This is a genomic window from Streptomyces sp. UC4497, assembly GCF_054871485.1.
In genome coordinates this window covers 14,144-33,025 of record NZ_JBTYHB010000043.1, presented here as the reverse complement: position 1 = coordinate 33,025, position 18,882 = coordinate 14,144, and the positions used below count along the sequence as shown (strand labels likewise).

The following is an 18,882-nucleotide window of genomic DNA, read 5'->3' as shown; positions in this document are numbered from 1 at the left end:
TCCACGATCCCATCACTTCGTGAACATTCCTGGTCGACGTCGGTCGATTACAGTGCTGCAAGCCGAAGGGTCGAGGGTCGTGACAGGAGGAGTCCCCCATGGGCGCAGCGCCCAACGCGGCGGCCGTCTGGGGCCGCGCAGAACAGCAGGACTTCCGCAGCAGAGTGCGCGGGACCCTGCTCGGCGGCGCACTCGGTGACACCCTCGGCGCCCCGCTCGACGGCCTCACCCTCGACGGGATCCACGCCGAGCACGGGGACGAAGGGCTCAAGCAGCTGGTGCCCGTGTACGGGCGGACCGGCGCCATCACGGCCGCCACCCAGCTGACCCTGTTCACCGTCGACGGGCTCATCCGCGCCCAGGTCCGCCGCGACACCGGCGCCTGGCACCCGCCGACCGATGTGCACCGCGCCTATCTGCGGTGGCTGGCCACCCAGCGCGACTGGGGTCCTGACCTGCGCCGCAAGGAGGACGGCTGGCTGGCCCGCGAGGAGTGGCTGTACTCGCGGCGCGGCGCGGCGCAGGCGTGCCTGCTGGGGCTCGGCAACGACGTCATGGGGACGCTCGACCGACCCAAGAACCTGGACGCGGACGGCGCCGAGGCGGCGACCCGCTCCGCGCCGTTCGGGCTCCTCGTCGGCTGGGAGCCGCAGCTCGTGTTCCAGCTCTCCGTCGAGTGCGCCGTGCACACGCACGGCGCCGCGGAGGCCTACCTGTCGGCGGGCGCGTACGCGGTCCTCGTGCACGCCCTCGCGCGCGGCGACTCCCTCGACGCCGCCGTGCAGCGCGCGCTCGCCCTGCTCGCTGCGCGCCCCGGGCACCCGCCCGTCGCGGACGCGCTCAAGCACGCGCTCGGCGCCGTACGCCAGGGGATGCCGACCGCGGCGCGGGTCGGGGAGCTGGTGGGCGAAGGGGACGCGACCGGGGTGCTCGCGGCCGCCGTGTACTGCGCGCTCGTCAGCGACGACATCCGGCACGGGCTCGGCCTCGCCGTGCACCACGACGGGCCTTCCGCCCAGGTCGGCGCGTTGTGCGGGGGGCTGCTCGGGGCGCTGCACGGGGAGACGGCGTTGCCGCCCGCGTGGGTGGCGGAGATTGAGGGTCGGCCCACGATCCTGGAGCTCGCGGACGACTTCGCGATGGAGATGACGCAGGGCGCTGCGCTGCACGGGCCTGCGTCGGCTTCGGCGGGGTGGTTGGCGCGGTATCCGCGGGCTTAGACCGCACCGCGGGAGGTGCGGCCCAGCGCTGGTTAGTCCTTCGGTTAGTCCTTCGGTCAGTCCTTCACCCTCGAACCGAGTACGTCGTCGCCCGCGCCCGCCGGTACCGGCACCGCGGCTGCCGCCGCCCCGTCGTCGTCGGAGTTGATGGTCGCGATGATCGCGTCGCGTTCCGGGGTGTCCTCGGGCTTGATGTAGCCGATGACGATGTAGAGCACGAGGGAGACGGCGAGCGGGATCGACACCTGGTACTCGAGCGGTACCCCGCCCTCGACGCTCCAGTGGATCGGGTAGTTCACCAGCCAGAAGGCGAACAGGCCCATGCCCCAGCTGGTGAGCGCGGCCGTCGGCCCGGACCTGCGGAACTGGCGCAGCAGCCCCAGCATCATCGGGATCGCGATCGGGCCCATCAGTCCGGCCACCCACTTGATGACGACGGTGATGATGTCCTTGAACGTCGGCGAGTTGACCTGCGTGGCGACCGCCATGGACAGGGCCAGGAAGATCACCGTCGTCAGACGGGCCGCCAACAGACCCGCGCGCGGGCTCCACTGCCGTGCCTTCGAGGACAGCACGGGCGCCACGTCCCGCGTGAAGACGGCCGCGATCGCGTTGGCGTCGGAGGAGCACATGGCCATCGTGTGCGAGAAGAAGCCGACGATGACGAGGCCCAACAGCCCGTGCGGCAGCAGCTGTTCGGTCATCAGGCCGTAACTGTCCGAGCCGTCCGGCTTCTGCGCGTCCACCAGGAGCGGCGACATCCACATCGGGAAGAAGAGGACGAGCGGCCAGATCAGCCAGAGCGCCGCGGAGAGGTAGGCGGACCGCTTGGCCTCGTGGCCGCTGCTCGTGGCCATGTAGCGCTGGGCCTGGTTGAGCATGCCGCCGTTGTACTCGAAGAGCTTGATGAAGAGGAAGGCGAGCAGGAAGACCGTGCCGTACGGGCCGACCAGCGGCTTGTCGTGGCCGTCCAGTTCGGGCCGGCTCCACGCTTCGAGGAAGCCGATGTTCTTGTCCGCCAGCTCCATCAGGACCGCGACCAGCATCGCGACACCGGCCAGCAACTGGATGATGAACTGGCCGAGTTCGGTGAGCGCGTCGGCCCACAGGCCGCCGATGGTGCAGTAGACCGCGGTGACGACACCGGTGATCAGGATGCCCTGGTTCAGGGATATGCCCGTGAACACGGACAGCAGGGTGGCGATGGCCGCCCACTTCGCGGCCACGTCGACGATCTTCAGCAGCATCCCGGACCAGGCGAGCGCCTGCTGGGTGCGCAGGTTGTAGCGGTTCTTCAAGTACTCCAGCGGGGAGGCCACATGGAGCTTGGAGCGCAGCCGGTTGATGCGCGGCGCGAACAGTCGGGCGCCGATGGCGATGCCGAGCGCGATCGGGAAGGACCAGGTGACGAAGGACGTCACGCCGTAGGTGTACGCGATACCGGCGTACCCGGTGAACATCACCGCGCTGTAGCCGGACATGTGGTGCGAGATGCCGGAGAGCCACCACGGCATCTTGCCGCCCGCGGTGAAGAAGTCGGAAACGTTGTCGACGCGCTTGTGGGACCAGACGCCGATCGCGACCATCACGCCGAAGTAGGCGATGAGCACGACCCAGTCGAGACTGTTCATGTGCCCCCTCCAGGGGTTCCGCTGCACAACGGTTGCCCCCGGTAAGGGTGTTGGGGACGTGGGGGATTGAACCTCCGCGCATGGGGCCGGTCAAGGGTTCTGCAGTCATGGATATGAACCCCGGACAGAATTCAGAACGAAGCGAAACTCGGGGAGGGAGGCATTCACGCCGGTTGACCTGCGGTATCGGCAGATCCCCCGAGCGGGTCGGTTACCGCATGAGTTCTCCGGCGTTCACCAGGAGCTGCTGGCCGGTGATCGCGCGCGCCCGGTCGGAGGCGAGGAACACCGCCGCGTCCGCCACGTCCCCGTCCGTCGCGAGGTCCGGCAGCGCCATCCGCTCGGTGAGCCGCCCGAGCACCTCCTCCTCGGGCACGCCCTCGGTCTGCGCGGTGATCTGTACGTAGGCCTGCACGGGCGGGCCCCACATCCAGCCGGGCAGCACGGTGTTCACCCGGACCCGGTGCGGCCCGACCTCCCGCGCCAGCGAGTACATGGCACTCGTCAGGGCGCCCTTCGACGCCGCGTACGCCGCCTGCCGGACCTGCGAGGGCGCCGCGATCGCCGACTGCGTCCCGATGAAGACGACCGAGCCGCCGCGCTCCTTGAGGGCGGGCAGGCAGGCGCGGGTCATCCGCAGCGCGCCGAGCAGATTCACATCGATGACCTTGCTCCAGGTCTCGAAGTCGGCATCCTCCAGGCCGCCGAAGTAGCTGTCCCAGGCGGCGACATGGACGACCGCGTCCACGCCACCGAACCGCTCGCGCGCCAGATCCGCGAGCGCCTCGCACTGCGCCTCGTCGGCGATGTCGGTCGAGCGGTACGCGGTCCGTTTGCCCTCCGGGTCCAACTCCTTTGCGCATGCAGCGAGATGGGCCTCGGTGCGCGCCCCGAGCACCGCGTTCCCGCCGTTGCGCAGCACGGCCTCCACCACCTGGCGGCCGAGCCCCGCGCCCACGCCGGAGACGATCACGGTCTTCCCCGCAAGCAGTTCCGCATTCACCATCGGTTCGCCTCCCGGCTCTGGCTTTCTTTCTGACGGGGCGTCAGAGTATGGGCGTCGAACGGGAGATGGAAGGTGTGAGCGGCATGGAGGACACACGCAGCGAGACGTACGCGGAACTGGCGGCCGTCGGGCCGTACGGGGTGCATCCCGGGCACGCCCTGATCACCATGGTCGAACCGCACCCGGGCCATGAACACGCGTACAACCGCTGGTACGAGGACGACCACTACTACGCCGGCGCCATGGCCATGCCGTGGATGTACTCCGGGCGCCGCTGGGTCGCCACCCGCGACCTCCAACTCCTGCGCTACCCCGAGAAGTCGGCCGTCGCCGAGCCGGTCACGGCGGGCTGCTACATCTCCACGTACTGGATCACCGAGGGCCGCTACGCCGACCACATGAAGTGGACCGTCGGCATCAACAAGCGGCTCAACCGGGACGACCGCGTCCACCAGGACCGCACGCACGTCTTCACTGCGTTCCAGGACCACGAGGCGACGGTGTACCGGGACGGGGGCGCGGGTCCGCGCGATTTCCACGCGCTCGACCACCCGTACCAGGGGCTCGTCGTCGAGGTGATCGACGCCGAAGGTCCCGATCAGCGCGCGGAGTTGCTGGACTGGCTGCGCACCGAGCATCTGCCGGAGCGGGTGGCCGGATCGCCCGCCGCGATGGTCACGGTCTTCCGCCCGACACCGCTGCCGGGGGACAAGATGACGTACGTGAAGCAGGTCGAGGGCGTCGACACCCGGCTCACCCTGCTCTGGTTCCTCCAGGCCGACCCGCGCGAGTGCTGGCAGGACCACTTCACGGGTCTCGGCGAGGCGGTGGCGGCGTCGGGCCTCGGCCGGGTGGAACTGGTGGCCCCGTTCATCCCGACGGTGCCGGGCACCAATACGTACGTGGATCAGCTGCGCTGACCCGGTCTTTCCTGCTCCGGACAGCGCCGAGCCCCCTCGGCCAGGACGGCGGACCAGTCGAGAGGGCTCTGTCAGTGGTGCGATGGTGCGTGGTGCTGTGGTGCATGTAGCTGTATTGCGTAGTGCTGTCTTGCGTGTTCGGTTGTCTCACGGAGTTGGCTGGGGGGTCAGCTGTCGACCCGGCTCATCTCCGTGACGAAGGCGCTCCATGAAGCCGGCGCGAACGCCAGGTTCGGGCCCTGCGGGTCCTTGGAGTCGCGGACGTCCACCGCGTGGGCGGCGGGAGACTTGATCTCCACGCACGCGCCGTTCCCGGCGGAGTACGAGGACTTGATCCAGGTGGGCTGTGCGCCCTTGGTGATTGCCATGATCTGCTCCGGTCTGGCCATTGATCCCTTGCTGAGCCGCGGACCTGCTGCGGCTTTGCGCCAACACCATGTCGGTTGTTGGCGTGATCGACGCTACTCGCCGACCGGGGGCGGCGGTGGGGCCATTCACTCGACCGGATGGCATATTCCAGGTGGGTCTTCCATGAGCCCGTGGGAAAGGTGTACCGTGCGGGGCTTTCCCACGGGCGGGGCCTGGATCGGAGGCCTGAACTCTGCGGTCCGTTACGCGAGTTGGCCTTTTTCTGCTTCAGCGAGTGTGGCGCTTCGCGGCTTCCAGGATGAACTGCCGGGACTGTTCCACATTCAGCGCCTGGGCGCGCAGATGCTCGTACATGACGCTGTACTTCTGCACGTCCTGCGTCTTCTCCAGGTAGAGGTCGCTGGTGACGCCCTCGATGTAGACGACGCTGGAGTCCGCCGCGTCGGGGAACTCCAGGATCGCGTACTGCCCCGTGATCCCCGGATGCGCGCCCATCTCGAACGGCAGCACCTGCACGGTGACATGGGGGAGCCCGGACACCTCCGCGAGGTGCTCCAGCTGCTCGCGCATCACCGCGGACCCGCCGACGGTGCGGCGCAGCGCCGCCTCGTCCAGGACCACCCACAGGCGCAGCGAGTTGGCCTCGTCCTCGATCCGCTCCTGGCGGCGGATGCGGACCTGGACGCGCTTCTCGACGTCCGTGAGCGAGGCCTCGGGCATCGCGCCCTGGATCAGCGCCTCCGCGTAGCCGCGGGTCTGAAGCAGCCCGGGGATGCACTGGGACTCGTACACGCGCAAGGAAGCGGCGTCGGTCTCCAGGCCGATGTAGACGCTGTACGGAATGTCGCCGAAGGAGTGCCACCAGCCTTGCTGGCGCGAATCCTTGGCCATTTGCATCAGCGAGTCGATGACCCGGTGGTCCTCGACCTCGTACACCCCGCACAGGTCGCGTACGTCGCGCTGGCTGATGCTGCGCCGCCCGTTCTCCAGGCGGCTGATCTTCGACTGCGACACCAGCAGGCGCTCGGCGACCTCTTCGGCGGTCATGCCCTTGAGTTCGCGGAGCCGGCGCAGCTCCTGGCCCAACCGGCGTCGCCTGACGGTGGGATTGACGTTGGACGCCACGGACGTGCACCTCCGGCTACGTGCATTTCTTTGTTCTGCATACGTTGCGTGTCTACTGGTCAGCACATTGCCACCCCGGGGCGGCCCTGCGCTGGGAAACGGCGGATGTGCGCGGAACGCACATGCGGGTTGCACGTGCCTCCTACGCAGCACAAACGCGACCGCGCGGGGTGACGTGCCGGGGCGTCGTCCTCACGCCCGGCGCATCACCCCGCGCGGTACAGCGGCTCCCGGACCGGTTCTTGGGGACTACGGTGCGGCGCTGTGGTGCTACGGGTGGTGCTGTGTGGTGCTACGGGTGGTGCTGATGCTGCGGTTCGCCTAGTGGGCCACGGCCCGAGCCATGGAACCGCGGCGTGGCTGCATCGGAACGCCGCGAGCGGGCTCCGGTGCGCCCCGACCGGCCGAGGGGGCCGGAGAGCGGCGTGGCTGTACCGCCACACCGTTCTGGACGTCCATCACGGCGTGCGCCACGAGGCCGCCCATCGGGTCGTGCCTGATCAGGTCCCGCAGCCGGGAGCGTGAGGACCTGCCCTCGTTGCCCGGATACAGGTGCTTGCCGAGTCCGACCGCATGGGCCAGGGCGGCGAGCGCCGCGGTCCGTGGGTCCGGTGGGACCCCGGTGCGGATCGCGCTGTCCAGCCGGGCCCTGATCTCCCGGCTGACCGCCGACTCCGTCGCCTGGTAGCGAGTCGTCGGCAGCACCCCGCACATCTGTCCGGCCACGGCATGCACCATGCCGCACCGCTCCAGGTGCGAGAGGTAGGTCTGTCGCAGGCCAAGGCGTGGCCCGCCTATCCAGTGGACGGCCCGTACGGGAGCGCCACGCCTTCGCAGCAACTCCAACGCGCAGTCCAGAGTCGGATCTCCGGTCGGCCGTGGTGCCACCACGGCGATACGATCCCCGTCTGGGGCTATCCGTCCGGCCAGCGCCAGCTCTACTAGCTGTGCTCCGGCCAGACCTAGGTCGAGCGACTGCGGCTGCGCTGTGGTACCCGTGGCCGGGTCCAGAGCGAGCAGCAGAAGCTCCTCCGGAAGTGTTCTGCGGCTCCTGCCCATCCATGCCTCCCCGCGTGGATGAATGACAGGGTGACCCCTCTCACATTGGTCTGTCGAGAGTGCGTGGGGGGTTTGGGCGGGAACCTATAGGTATGTCGTTCTCGTCTACCACGTGGGTTAAGCCCCCACACAGGACACTGGTACATGGTTCGGACAGGGCTGGTCTGTCCGGCGACAAGTGGTTGAGTGGTTCATTCGGTCGAGGAGGCATCGGTGGCGGGGACCCCCGACAAGTCGGGAGAGCACAAGGCGTCGGGAGGCCCGGCTCCGGAGGACCCGCGTCTCGCGGTGTCGCGGGGCGTGGACCAGGAGACGGCGGTGTTCTCGGTCCGGGACGCGGCGGGCGAGGACCCGGATACGGGCGCCTCGGCCCCCGATCCGGACGCCGGCGACGACCGCCTGCGGGCGGCCGTGGCGGCCTGGGTGGCAGGCGACGAGGGCTCCGCCGAGTCGTCTGCACTTGCAAATCCGGGCGGTGGTGACGGGGAGGCGGATCCGGCCACTGGTGGCGCCAACTCCGGTGCGGACGCCGCCCCGAAGGCCTCCGACGCGAAGTCGGCCCCCGAGAACGACGACAAGGCGGACGCCACGAGCGACAACAAGCCGACCGGCAAGGGCGCGACCAAGGCCACCGGCAAGCCGACGGCCACGGTGGACGCCACCTCGGCCGCCGCGGGCAGCGGTGAGCCGGACGCCAAGGGCGACGGCAAGTCCGCCGTCGGGGATGGTGCCAAGTCGGTCGCTGAGGGCGCTGCCCAGGCGGACCCTCGGGGCGAAGGCCGGGACGGCGCCAAGCCGGCCGCTACGGGCGACGGCAAGGCGGCGGCCGCCTCGGCCGCCGAGGGCGGCAGTGAGCCCGCCGCCCGGGATGGCGCCAAGTCGACTACTGAGGGCGCCGCCCAGGCGAGTGCAAAGGCTGACGCTCAGGCGGACCCCCGGGGCGACGCCCAAGCGGCTCCCCAGGGCGACGCCAAGTCGGTTGCTGACGGCGACGGTAAGACGGCGGCCACCTCGGCCGCCAAGGGCGGCAGCGAGCCCGGCGCCAAGGGTGTCGGCAAGTCCGCCGCCGGGGACGGCGCCAAGTCGACCACTAAGGGCGGCGGCACGACGGACGCCAAGGCCGATGCCCAGGCGGACGCGCAGTCGACCGCTAAGGGCGATGCCCACGGCGACGGCAAGGCGGCCGCCAAGGCTGGCGCCACGCCGGCCGCTGAGGGCGACAGCGAGTCGGACGCCAAGGCGGATGCGGGCGGCGGCAAGACGGACGCTCAAGCGGATGCCGAGTCCGCCGCCCGGGACGGCGCCAAGCCGGTCGCCCAGGCGGACCCGCGGGGCGACGGCCGGGACGGCGCCAAGGCGGACGCGAAGCCGGCCGCTGAGGGCGACAGCAAGTCCGGCCCCATGCCGGCCGCCAAGTCCGACCCTCGCGGTGACGGGAAGTCGGCCGCCAAGGGTGACAGCAAGGCGGGCACCAAGTCCGGCGCTCAGGACGACGCGCAGCCGGTCGCGGCCACCAAGGCCGATGCCCCGGAGGACGCCAAGCCGGCCGCCAAGGGTGGCAGCAAGTCCGGCCCCGTGTCGGCCAGCAAGGGCGACCCCCGCGTCGACGGGAAGTCGGCCACAAAGGCCGACGCCCAGCCGACCGCCAAGGGCGATGCCCACGGCGACGGCGAGGCGGATGCCAAGTCCGGCTCCCAGGACGACGCGCAGCCGGACGCCAAGTCCGGCGCCAAGGGCGGCGGGAAGCCTGCCGCCGAGGCCGGTGCCAAGGCCGACGTCCAGCCTGCCGACGAGGCCGGCAGCAACGCAGCCGCTGCATCCGGCGCCCTTCCGGACGCCGAGGTCGACGCCCAGCCGGCCGACAAGGCCGACAGCAAGGCGGCCGCCAAGGCCGGCGGGAAGCCGGTCGCCGAGGCCGCCAGCACCGCGGACGCGAAGTCCGACGGCAAGGTCGACGGGAAGCCGGACGCCAAGGCCGGCAGCACCGCGGACGCGAAGTCCGACGCCAAGTCCGACGCGAAGCCGGACGCCAAGTCCGACGGCAAGGTCGAAGGGAAGCCGGGCGCCAAGGCCGACGGCGCCGCGGGCGCCAAGGTTGACCGGCCCGTCGACCAGCCCACCGCCGTGTTCAAGGCCGTGCCGCAGCCCGTGGATCAGCCGACCGCCACGCTCAAGGCGGCCGGGACTGCGAAGAGCAGTAAGTTCGTGCCGCTCAAGGGGCTTGATGAGGGCAAGGAGTTGCCGCCCGAGGCCGAGCAGCCCACCGTCGAACCCGCCGAGCGGACGACCCAGCAGCCGTTGCCGCCGAAGCCGCCGCTCGACCTGCTCGCCGAGCTGACCAACACCCCGCCGCCCCCGGAGACCCGGGTCCGTACCGCGGTGCGACGGGTCAAGGTGTGGACGCCGCTCGTCATCCTGCTGGTCATCGTGTTCGGGGTCATCCAGGCCGTTCGTCCGCTGCCGACGCCGTCCCTCACGCTCACCAGCGACGCCACGTACAGCTTCGACGGCGACAAGGCGTCGCTGCCGTGGCCGGGCGAGGGCCAGGGGTGGATGGACGTCCAGGGCATCGGCACGATGGACAACTTCGGCAAGCAGACCCCCGTGCCGATCGGCTCCGTCGCCAAGTCCATGACCGCGTACATCGTGCTCAAGGACCACCCGCTGAAGGCGGGCGCCAACGGCCCCTCGATCACCGTCGACGCCACCGCCGAGAAGGAGGGCGGCTACGACGCCGACGGGCAGAACGAGTCGACGCTCAACACCGTCAAGGAGGGCGACAAGATCTCCCAGAAGGACGCGCTCGCGGCGGTCATGATCCCGTCCGCGAACAACATCGCGCGTCTGCTGGCCCGTTGGGACGCCGGCTCCGAGGAGGCGTTCGTCAAGAAGATGAACGCCACCGCCAAGAAGCTGGGGATGAAGAACACCACCTACACCGACCCCTCCGGCCTCAAGGAGAGCACCGTCTCCACCGCCGAGGACCAGGTGAAGTTGGGGAACGAGCTGGTGCAGATTCCGGCGTTGACCGACATCACCAAGTTGCCCACCTGGACGGACCCGTCCGGCAAGAAGTGGACCAACTACAACCGCCTGGTGCCCTACGACGGCGCCATCGGCATCAAGACCGGCACCACCACCAAGGCCGGCGGCAACCTGCTCTTCGCCGCCACCAAGGACGCCGGCGGCTCGACCGTCACGGTCGTCGGAGCGATCCTCGGCCAGCACAAGGCGCCGATCATCGACACGGTCAACGCGGTCAGCAAGACCGCGATGCTCGCCGCCCAGGACGCCGTCACCTCGTCGACGGTCCTGAAGAAGGGCGACGTCGTCGGCTACGTCGACGACCAGCTCGGCGGGCACACCCCGGTCACGGTCACGAAGGACGTCAAGGCCGTCGGCTGGGCCGGCAAGACCGTGCACCTGCAACTCGCCGACCAGGACGGCAAGTCCGTGCCGCACACCGGCAAGGCGGGCGAGACGGTCGGCGTGCTCGAGGTCGGCGACGGTGAGGGCGGCGCCGTGGAGGTGCCGGTGGCCCTCCAGAAGGGCCTCACCGAGCCCGGATTCGGCGCGAAGCTGACCCGCGTCGGCTGACCGCCCCGGGGGCCGTCCAAGGACCGCCCCAGGGCCGCCTCAGGACCGCCCCAGGGCCGTCCCCGGTCCGCTCGTGGCCCGCTCGTGGGAGACCGATGCCCGTCGGTCTCCCACGGCGCCCGTCCGCGCCCGCCGTGCTAGCGTCGCGAGACCGGGCAGGCGGGGGACGCCCACCCGTTCATTCACAACGGCACACGGGTAAACGGGAGTGTAGGGAGTGGCCACAGCGAGGCCGACGCGCGCCGACGACGCGAAGCCCGGGACGGGCGAGGACCGCCCCCGGATACGAGTCCCCGAGCAGACCACGGGACCTACGACCGCCGACGGGACGAACGTCGGCGCACGCCTGAAGCGCTTCGTCCGGCACCCCGTCACCCTCGCCACAGCGGTCGCCGCACTCCTCCACCTCATCTGGTTCTTCACGTTCGCGAACAGCGGAGGGGACCTCGCGGCGCAGGACGCCTGGGCCGAGTTCGTCGGCCGGCACCCCGACTCCGCGTACAACCTCGCCTGGTACGGCGGCATGCACCCGGTGTCGTACAGCGTGGTCTCGCCGTATCTGATGTCCGTGTTCGGCGTGCGCACGACGATGATGGGCGCGGGCACGCTCTCCGCGGCGCTGCTGACCATGATCCTGATCCGTACGCGGGTGGTGGCGAAGCCCCTGTGGCCCGCGCTCGCCGGCGTCTTCGCGCTCCTGTGCAACGCCGCGTCGGGACGGGTCACGTTCGGCCTCGGCATGATGTTCGGGCTCGCGGCGACGGCCGCGGTGTTCTGCTGGCCCTACCGCTGGCGCTACAAGCGCTGGGCGAAGGCGGCCGTGGCGGCGCCGCTCGCGGGCATCGCGACCGCCTGTTCACCGGTGGCGGGGCTCTTCGTCGGACTCGTCGCCGTGGCGCTGTTCCTCCAGAAGCGGCGGCCCGGAGCGTACGCGCTCGGGCTCGCGCCGACGGCCGTCGTCGTGCTCTCGGCGTGGCTGTTCCCGTTCTCCGGTACGCAGCCGATGTCGTTCTGGTCGGCGCTGCTGCCGATGGTGTACGGCGTCCTCGCGTACGTCCTCGTGCCCAAGGAGTGGGTGACGGTCCGGATCACGGCCGCCGTCTACACCCTGTCCGTCCTCCTGGTGTGGCTGATCAGCTCGCAGATCGGCTCCAACATCACCCGGCTCCCGATGCTGTTCGCGGGCGTCGCGCTGCTCGCCGCGCTGCCGTTCACGCGGAAGCGCTCGCGCAAGTGGTACGTCCTCGTGGTCACGTTCGTCGCCTTCAACGCGTGGATCGGCTTCAAGTCGGTCGACGACGTCGTGCGCACGACCCCGGCCGCCTCCTGGGCCCGCGAACTGGCGCCGCTCGTCAACGAGTTGCAGGAGGTCAGGGCCGAGCACGGCCGCGTCGAGGTGGTGCCCGCCCGCTCGCACCGCGAGGCCTCCGCGCTCGCCCCGTACGTGAACCTGGCGCGCGGCTGGAACCGGCAGGCCGACATGGAGCGCAACCCGCTCTTCTACGACGACACCCTCAACTCGGCGAACTACCGCGAGTGGCTGCGGCGTTGGGCCGTGCACTACGTGGTGCTGCCCAAGGACCCGCCGGACGGCAAGGGCGCCGAGCGCGAGCGGGAGCTGGTGCGGCGCGGGCTCCCGTACCTCAAGCAGGTGTGGGGCGACGCCAACTGGCAGCTGTTCGCCGTCACCGACCCGACGCCGCTCGCCGAGCCGCACGCGGTCGTCGACGCGGCGGAGCAGGGCGAGCTGACCATCGAGGTGACCCGGCCGGGGCGTGTGCTGATCCGCGTCCCGTACTCGCCGTGGCTGTCGGTCGTCGACGCCGAGGGCAAGAGCCTGGGGGCGCCGAAGGAGACGGAGGCGTCGAAGCGGGCACGGGAGGCGGACGACTCCGTCGCGAAGCGGTACGCGAATGTGCACGGGTGCCTGGTGGAGACGGAGGAGGACGAGGCGGGGGACGCGTGGACGGAGCTGTTGGCCCCGAAGCCCGGCACGTATCGCCTCGCGGCGCCGTACCAGTTGCCTCGGGGGACGCCGTGCCCGGAGGAGTTGCGGTGACCCGCGGTTGACGCCTCGGGGCTCTGCCCCGGACCCCGCGCCTCAATCGCCGGCGGGGCTTAATCGGGCTCACCCCCGAGGAGTGATCACCACTCCGCGAAAGAACCGTCCGCGTGGCGCCACACCGGGTTGTGCCAGCGGTGGCCGGAGGCAGCCGCCTTGATCACGGCCTGCTCGTCCACCTCGATGCCGAGGCCGGGCGCGGTGAGCCGCGCCATGTGGCCGTCCGTGGAGTCGAAGGCGAAGACGGACGGGTCGACGAGGTAGTCGCCGAGGTCGGAGCCCACGTTGTAGTGGATGCCGAGGCTGGTCTCCTGGATGAACGCGTTCGGCGACGCGAAGTCGACCTGGAGGCACGCCGCGAGCGCGATCGGCCCGAGCGGACAGTGCGGGGCCAGGCCCACCCCGTGAACCTCGGCCTGCGCGGCGATCCGCCGGGTCTCCGAGATGCCGCCCGCGTGCGACAGGTCCGGCTGCGCGAGCGCGATGCCGGAACGCAGCACCGGGTCGAAGTCCCACCGGGAGTAGAGCCGCTCACCGGTGGCGACCGGAATGGACGTGGAAGCGGTGAACTCGCCGTACTGCGACGTGAGTTCGGGGAGCAGCGGCTCCTCGATGAACATCGGGCGCAACGGTTCGAGGGCGCGGGCGAGCTGCTTGGCCAGCGCCGGGGACGTACGCCCGTGGAAGTCGACGGCGACGCCGCCGTCCGGCCCCAGCACGTCCCGTACGGAGGCGACCCGCTCGACGACCGCGTCGATCTCGCGCGAGGTCTCGAGGTGCCGCATCCGGCCGCCGACGTTCATCTTCACGGCCCGGTAGCCCTGTTCGAGGCGCTGCGCCGCGTGCTCGGCGGCCTCGCTCGGGTCGTCGCCGCCGATCCACGAGTACATCCGCATCCGGTCCCGGACGGCGCCGCCCAGCAGATCGTGCACCGGGACGCCGTGGAACTTGCCCTTGATGTCCCACAGGGCCTGGTCGATCCCGGACACGGCGGACGACAGCACGGGCCCGCCCCGGTAGAACCCGCCCTTCGTCATGACCTGCCAGTGATCCTCGATCCGCAGCGGATCCTGCCCGACGAGGTAGTCACTCAGCTCGTCGACAGCAGCCGCAACAGTGTGCGCCCGCCCCTCGACAACGGGCTCCCCCCACCCGGTGACCCCTTCATCGGTCTCAACCTTCAAAAACAGCCAGCGGGGAGCAACAAGGTAGGTGGTGAGCGAGGTGATCTTCATGGCGCATCCTTACTAATTAGGCTTCGGCGGCGATTGAGCTGTCTTAAGCCCCGCTCTGGGACGAGACTCGCGGGGTCCGGGGCAGAGCCCCGCGACGTTCACCCCTGTGGCCGCAACAGTTCCGCTAGCAAGGCCAGTTGCTCCGGATCCTCCAGCGCCGAACCAACGGCGACGACCTTCGCCCCACCCGCCAAATAAGCGGCCGCGTTCCCCGCATCCATCCCGCCCGTGGCAACGAACGGCACCTCCGGGAACGGCCCCCGCATCGCCCGGAACCACTCCACCCCGAGCACACTCGCCGGGAACGCCTTCAGCCACGTGCACCCGAGCCCCCGCGCGGCCTGCACATCCGTGGCGGTGGCCACGCCGGGCAGATGCGGCAGCCCGGCCGTGACGCTGGCCCGCGCCACCTCCGCGTTCAACCCAGGGGCCACCGTGAACGCGGCGCCCGCGTCCACCGCCCACCCGAGCCGCTCGGTCGTGGTGACCGTGCCCGCGCCGACCGGCTTCCCGCGCTCCCGGCCCGCGGCGACCACGGCGGCCAGCACTCCCGCCGCCTCCTCGGTCTGCACGGGAACCTCGACGCACTCGATGCCCAAGTCCCATGCTCGTACGGCGAGTTCGACGGACTTGTCGGCGGGCATGCCGCGCAGGATCGCCATCACCGGCACCCCGGCGAACAGCTCATCGAATGTTGTGGCTACGGACGCCATCCCAGCTCCTTGGAGATCGTGTCGGCGGTGGTCATGAGGTCGGGCAGTACGTCGGATTCGAGGGCGCCCAGGTCGGCCCTGGCCTTGAGCGCGGTCACGGAGGCGGCGGCGACGACCTCGCCACTGCTGTCCCGTACGGGTACGGCGACGCAGTTCACGAAGTCCTCGTACTCGCCGTCGTCGACGGCCCAGCCGCGGGTCCTGGCCTCGGTGAGGGCCTTGCGGTAGGCGTCGGGGGAGGTGATCGTCGTGCTGGTGTGCGGCGCGAAGTCGCAGTCGGCGAGCAGCGCGTCGGCCCGTTCGCGCGGTACGTACGCCAGGATCGCCTTGGCGACTCCGGCGGTGTGCAGGGTGACCGGGCGGCCGATCTGCGAGTAGAGGCGCACCCCGTCGACGGGGTCGACCTTGTCGACGTACACGATCCGCTCGCCCTCCAGGGCGGCGAGGTGCACGGTGTGCCCGCAGCGCTCGCCGAGCAGCCGCAGGTGTTCGCCCGCGACGTCCTTCAGCCCGAACTGTTCCAGTGCGAGGTGGGCGAGCCCGGCGAGCCGGTGCCCGACCGCGTAACGGCCGTCGGGGAGCCGGCGCGCGAGGCCGCCCTCGGTCAGGGACTCCAGGATGCGCAGCGCGGTCGAGCGGTGCACGCCGAGGTGCTCGCCGACCTCGGTCTGGGTGCGCGGGCGGCGGGCGACGAACTCGAGGATGTCGATGGCGCGGCGGACGGTCTGTGACATGAGGTTCAGTGCTCCTGTGTGGTGGCGGGAACGTAATCCTCGATGCTGCGCAGCGTCCGCCCGGCCAACCGGTGCCCGAGCGCGAGCCGCTCGGCCGGCGCGGATCCGCGCAGCAGCCCGCTCAGATACCCGGCGGCGAAGGCGTCCCCGGCACCGACCGCCTCGACGACATCGACGACGGGCGCCGCCACGAACTCGCTTCCCTCGCCGCTGAATTCGGTGGCCCCCACGTCCCCGTCCTTCACCACGAGGATGCCGCGCGGCGCGAGGTACTCCCGTACGTCTTCGGCGGTGGCGGTGCCCCACAGCGTCTCGGCCTCGTCGCGCCCGACGAGTACGACATCGGCGCGACGGGCGAGCGCACGCAGCGCGTCCCCCGCCACGTCACGGGAACTCCACAGTGCAGGACGGTAGTTCACGTCAAACGACACCAACGTCCCGCTGCCCGCCGCCCGCTTCATGAGGGTGTCCACGAGCTCGGCGCAGCCGTCCGACAGGGCCGGTGTGATCCCGGTGAGGTGCAGCAGCCGTACGCCCGTCAGGTCCACGCGGTCCGCGTCGGCCGGTGTCATCCGGGACGCGGCCGAGCCCGCCCGGTAGTAGTGCACGCGGGTGCCGTCGGGGCCCGGATCCTTGAAGTACACGCCGGTGGGGGCGGCCGGGTCGGCGAGCACCCCGTCCACGCGCACGCCGCGCGAGGCGACCGCCGCGACGATCCGCCGCCCGAACGGATCGTCCCCGACCCGGCTCACCCACGCGGCCTCGTGCCCGAGGTCCGCGAGGTACTGCGCCACGGTCGACTCGGCCCCGGCGACCGCGAGCCGCAGCTCCCGGCTCCGCTCGAGCCCCTCGCCGTCGGCGGGGGTGACCTGCGCCATCGTCTCGCCGAGACAGACCGCCGTACCGGACATTCGCCGTCCTCCAATGACATCCCATTGACATCCCGCTGGGGCCATGAAGAACATTAGCAGCCTTCGCGCAACAGGCGTGCATATGTTGCAACAACGGGTCGTCAGTCGGCCCACCGAGCCCGGAAAGAGAGTGAGATGAGCCCGACGACGAGCACATCCACCCACAAGGAGCCGTCCGCTCCGAGAGACGCGAAGGTGATGAGCGCGCGCACCCGCCAGCGCCGCACGGCCGCCGCGAGCGTCGTCGGGTCGATCCTCGAGTGGTACGACTTCTTCCTCTTCGGCGCGTCGGCCGCGCTGGTCTTCAACAAGGTCTTCTTCCCGGACGTCTCACCGTTCGCGGCGACCCTCGCTTCGTTCGCGACCTTCGGGCTCGGCTTCGCCGTGCGGCCCATCGGCGGCCTGGTCCTGGCCCACCTCGGCGACCGCATCGGCCGCCGGCCGGTGCTGATCCTCACCGTGATCCTGATGGGCGTCGGCACCCTCGCCATCGGCTTCCTGCCGACGTACCACTCGATCGGCATCTGGGCCCCGATCCTCCTCGTGCTCTGCCGGATGATGCAGGGCTTCGGCGTCGGCGCGGAGCTCGGTGGCGCGTACGTCATGTCGACGGAGGCGGCCGAGGCCGGCAAGCGCGGGTTCTACGGTTCGCTGCCCGGCGCGGGCGAGTTCATCGGCGTCGTCATCGCCTCCGGCGCGGTGGCCGCCGTCTCGACGCTGCCCGAGGACGACTTCCTGAGCTGGGGCTGGCGCATCCCGTTCCTGGCCAGCGCCTTCGTGGTCGTGATCGCGCTGCTGATCCGCAACGCGGCGCCCGAGACCGAGCAGTTCGAGGAGGCCCGGGACAGCGGGAAGCGCGAGAAGCTCCCGGTCCTGGCCGCGATCAAGGCCCGCCCGAAGGCGATCGCCCTGCTCATCGGCTCCGGCTGCGCCACGGCCATCGCCTCGTACGCGATCCAGGGCTATCTGCCCAGCTACCTCACCAACCAGCTGGGCCTCTCCTCCGGCACCTCCGTCCTCGGCATCACTATCGCCTCGGCGGTCTCGATCCTCACGATCCCTCTGGCGGGCGCGCTGTCCGACCGGGTCGGGCGCAAGCCGGTGATGATCGGCGGCGCGGTGGCGATCACGCTCTTCGCGTATCCCTTCTTCTGGCTGGTGGACACGCGCGAGCCGTGGCTGATCTACCTGGCGATCACGGTCGCCTTCGCCCTGATGCTGAACTCGATCTTCGCGGTCACCGGCACGTTCTACGCGGAGTCGCTTCCGACGGAGGTCCGCTACAGCGGGCTCGTCTTCGTCCGGGAGATCAACGGCGTGATCTTCGCGGGGACTTCGCCCTTCGTGGCGACGCTGCTGGTCGACGCGGGTGGCGATCGCCCGTGGTACCTGGCCGGGTACATGGCGCTGGCGGGGCTCGCGAGTGCGCTGTGCGTGTGGCGGCTGCCGGAGACGGCGCCGGTGCGCACTGAGGGCTGACGCCGCGAAGCCCGGGTGGTGACGGGCAATCCAGGTGCGCGCCGCGACCGCATCCGGCCATGATGCGGATCATGCCTTTCGACACCAAGCACGTCATCGAGCCGGGCACCCTGGCGTCGGCCTCCCAACCGACCCTCCACTCCTCCGACGGTGAACTCATCCTCCGCACCCCGGAGTTCGACGACGCCCAGGCCATCCATGACGCCTTCCAGGACCCGGCCCTGCGCTACTGGCACATCCGCAGCATGGAGTCCGTGGACGAGGCCCGCGACTGGGTGGCGGGGACGCACACGAGCTGGCGGGAGGAGACGGCGGCCCAGTGGATCGTGGCGCGGGCCGCCGACGGGGCCCCGCTCGGCCGGATGGCGCTGCGCGAGCTGAACTTCCTGGACGGGGTCGCCGAGGTCGCCTACTGGGTGATGCCCGAGGCCCGTGGTGCGGGAGTGGCGCCCAGGGCCCTGAACGTACTCACGGACTGGGCGTTCGGTCTGGGCTTCCACCGCCTCGACCTCCAGCACTCCACCCGCAACGAGCCCTCGTGCAAGGTCGCGCTCAAGGCCGACTACCCACTGGAGGGCACCCGCCGCAGCTCGGCGCTGCACACGGACGGCTGGCACGACATGCACGTACACGCCCGGATCAACTACTAGACCAAATCCCCTTGTTGAGTGCCCGACTTGCCCCGATGGACTCTTGACAGCGTGCGTACTGTTTCGCGACCTTTGAGCCCCATGGGGGAAGAGGGGGGCCCATGAGCTGCATGCTCGCGTATCAACGCACCTGTCCGGTTACCGGTCCGAGCGCCGGCCCATGCACCCGCG

15 protein-coding genes are annotated in these 18,882 nt (G+C 70.6%); 6 read left to right on the top strand and 9 right to left on the bottom strand.

Going from position 1 to position 18,882, the window contains the following annotated elements; genetic code table 11:
• Positions 1–98: 98 nt before the first annotated feature.
• Positions 99–1,220 carry an ADP-ribosylglycohydrolase family protein gene (locus ACYSUO_RS36730; RefSeq protein WP_461780541.1) on the top strand — a complete coding sequence of 374 codons (1,122 nt, stop codon included), beginning with the start codon at positions 99–101 and terminating at the stop codon, positions 1,218–1,220.
• Positions 1,221–1,276: 56 nt separating this feature from the next.
• On the opposite strand, the gene ACYSUO_RS36725 is transcribed toward ACYSUO_RS36730, so the two are convergent.
• Positions 1,277–2,851 (bottom strand): sodium:solute symporter family protein, encoded by a 1,575-nt coding sequence (locus ACYSUO_RS36725; protein ID WP_461780540.1) that lies wholly within the window; start codon positions 2,849–2,851, stop codon positions 1,277–1,279.
• A 211-nt stretch (positions 2,852–3,062) separates the two neighbouring features.
• Complete coding sequence (locus ACYSUO_RS36720; protein WP_461780539.1) at positions 3,063–3,857, bottom strand: SDR family oxidoreductase; 795 nt, start codon at positions 3,855–3,857, stop codon at positions 3,063–3,065.
• A gap of 83 nt (positions 3,858–3,940) precedes the next feature.
• Between ACYSUO_RS36720 and ACYSUO_RS36715 the strand changes: the two genes are divergently transcribed.
• Entirely contained in the window at positions 3,941–4,777 is an 837-nt protein-coding gene (locus ACYSUO_RS36715) for a hypothetical protein (RefSeq protein WP_461780538.1), read from the top strand.
• A gap of 167 nt (positions 4,778–4,944) precedes the next feature.
• Here the strand turns inward: ACYSUO_RS36715 and ACYSUO_RS36710 are convergent, their stop codons facing one another.
• The 3 genes from ACYSUO_RS36710 to ACYSUO_RS36700 form a co-directional block, all read right to left on the bottom strand.
• The gene (locus ACYSUO_RS36710; protein ID WP_327662890.1) at positions 4,945–5,145 is read right to left on the bottom strand and encodes a DUF397 domain-containing protein; all 201 of its coding nucleotides are present in this window, start codon (positions 5,143–5,145) and stop codon (positions 4,945–4,947) included.
• A gap of 268 nt (positions 5,146–5,413) precedes the next feature.
• Positions 5,414–6,271 carry a helix-turn-helix domain-containing protein gene (locus ACYSUO_RS36705; protein ID WP_461780537.1) on the bottom strand — a complete coding sequence of 286 codons (858 nt, stop codon included), beginning with the start codon at positions 6,269–6,271 and terminating at the stop codon, positions 5,414–5,416.
• Between the two features lie 321 nt (positions 6,272–6,592).
• The gene (locus tag ACYSUO_RS36700; RefSeq protein ID WP_266711240.1) at positions 6,593–7,330 is read right to left on the bottom strand and encodes a GOLPH3/VPS74 family protein; all 738 of its coding nucleotides are present in this window, start codon (positions 7,328–7,330) and stop codon (positions 6,593–6,595) included.
• A 213-nt stretch (positions 7,331–7,543) separates the two neighbouring features.
• Here ACYSUO_RS36700 and ACYSUO_RS36695 point away from each other — a divergent pair, with 213 nt between their 5' ends.
• Complete coding sequence (locus ACYSUO_RS36695) at positions 7,544–10,927, top strand: D-alanyl-D-alanine carboxypeptidase (protein WP_461780536.1); 3,384 nt, start codon at positions 7,544–7,546, stop codon at positions 10,925–10,927.
• Between the two features lie 217 nt (positions 10,928–11,144).
• Entirely contained in the window at positions 11,145–12,986 is a 1,842-nt protein-coding gene (locus ACYSUO_RS36690) for an MFS transporter (RefSeq protein ID WP_461780535.1), read from the top strand.
• An 86-nt stretch (positions 12,987–13,072) separates the two neighbouring features.
• On the opposite strand, the gene dgoD is transcribed toward ACYSUO_RS36690, so the two are convergent.
• The 4 genes from dgoD to ACYSUO_RS36670 form a co-directional block, all read right to left on the bottom strand.
• The gene (dgoD, locus tag ACYSUO_RS36685; protein WP_461780534.1) at positions 13,073–14,224 is read right to left on the bottom strand and encodes a galactonate dehydratase; all 1,152 of its coding nucleotides are present in this window, start codon (positions 14,222–14,224) and stop codon (positions 13,073–13,075) included.
• Positions 14,225–14,322: 98 nt separating this feature from the next.
• Entirely contained in the window at positions 14,323–14,937 is a 615-nt protein-coding gene (locus ACYSUO_RS36680) for a bifunctional 4-hydroxy-2-oxoglutarate aldolase/2-dehydro-3-deoxy-phosphogluconate aldolase (protein WP_461780533.1), read from the bottom strand.
• Positions 14,925–15,671: an IclR family transcriptional regulator gene (locus ACYSUO_RS36675; protein WP_461780532.1), complete on the bottom strand. Its 747-nt coding sequence runs from the start codon at positions 15,669–15,671 to the stop codon at positions 14,925–14,927. Before ACYSUO_RS36675 ends, ACYSUO_RS36680 begins: the two co-directional genes overlap by 13 nt.
• Before the next feature lie 5 nt (positions 15,672–15,676).
• Complete coding sequence (locus ACYSUO_RS36670) at positions 15,677–16,582, bottom strand: sugar kinase (protein ID WP_461780531.1); 906 nt, start codon at positions 16,580–16,582, stop codon at positions 15,677–15,679.
• 135 nt (positions 16,583–16,717) lie between these two features.
• On the opposite strand from ACYSUO_RS36670, the gene ACYSUO_RS36665 reads away from it, so the two are divergent.
• Complete coding sequence (locus tag ACYSUO_RS36665) at positions 16,718–18,061, top strand: MFS transporter (RefSeq protein WP_461780530.1); 1,344 nt, start codon at positions 16,718–16,720, stop codon at positions 18,059–18,061.
• Positions 18,062–18,132: 71 nt separating this feature from the next.
• Positions 18,133–18,711, top strand: a complete 579-nt coding sequence (locus ACYSUO_RS36660) for a GNAT family N-acetyltransferase (protein WP_461780529.1) — start codon at positions 18,133–18,135, stop codon at positions 18,709–18,711.
• The last annotated feature ends 171 nt before the right edge of the window (positions 18,712–18,882 follow it).

Bases quoted from the DNA above. Each gene is read 5' to 3' on its own strand.
- ACYSUO_RS36725 (WP_461780540.1), bottom strand. From the start codon at position 2,851: ATGAACAGTCTCGACTGGGTCGTGCTCATCGCCTACTTCGGCGTGATG.
- ACYSUO_RS36710 (WP_327662890.1), bottom strand. From the start codon at position 5,145: ATGGCAATCACCAAGGGCGCACAGCCCACCTGGATCAAGTCCTCGTAC.
- ACYSUO_RS36700 (WP_266711240.1), bottom strand. From the start codon at position 7,330: ATGGGCAGGAGCCGCAGAACACTTCCGGAGGAGCTTCTGCTGCTCGCT.
- ACYSUO_RS36715 (WP_461780538.1), top strand. From the start codon at position 3,941: ATGGAGGACACACGCAGCGAGACGTACGCGGAACTGGCGGCCGTCGGG.
- ACYSUO_RS36660 (WP_461780529.1), top strand. From the start codon at position 18,133: ATGCCTTTCGACACCAAGCACGTCATCGAGCCGGGCACCCTGGCGTCG.
- ACYSUO_RS36720 (WP_461780539.1), bottom strand. From the start codon at position 3,857: ATGGTGAATGCGGAACTGCTTGCGGGGAAGACCGTGATCGTCTCCGGC.
- ACYSUO_RS36665 (WP_461780530.1), top strand. From the start codon at position 16,718: ATGAGCCCGACGACGAGCACATCCACCCACAAGGAGCCGTCCGCTCCG.
- ACYSUO_RS36730 (WP_461780541.1), top strand. From the start codon at position 99: ATGGGCGCAGCGCCCAACGCGGCGGCCGTCTGGGGCCGCGCAGAACAG.
- ACYSUO_RS36680 (WP_461780533.1), bottom strand. From the start codon at position 14,937: ATGGCGTCCGTAGCCACAACATTCGATGAGCTGTTCGCCGGGGTGCCG.
- ACYSUO_RS36675 (WP_461780532.1), bottom strand. From the start codon at position 15,671: ATGTCACAGACCGTCCGCCGCGCCATCGACATCCTCGAGTTCGTCGCC.
- dgoD (WP_461780534.1), bottom strand. From the start codon at position 14,224: ATGAAGATCACCTCGCTCACCACCTACCTTGTTGCTCCCCGCTGGCTG.
- ACYSUO_RS36670 (WP_461780531.1), bottom strand. From the start codon at position 16,582: ATGTCCGGTACGGCGGTCTGTCTCGGCGAGACGATGGCGCAGGTCACC.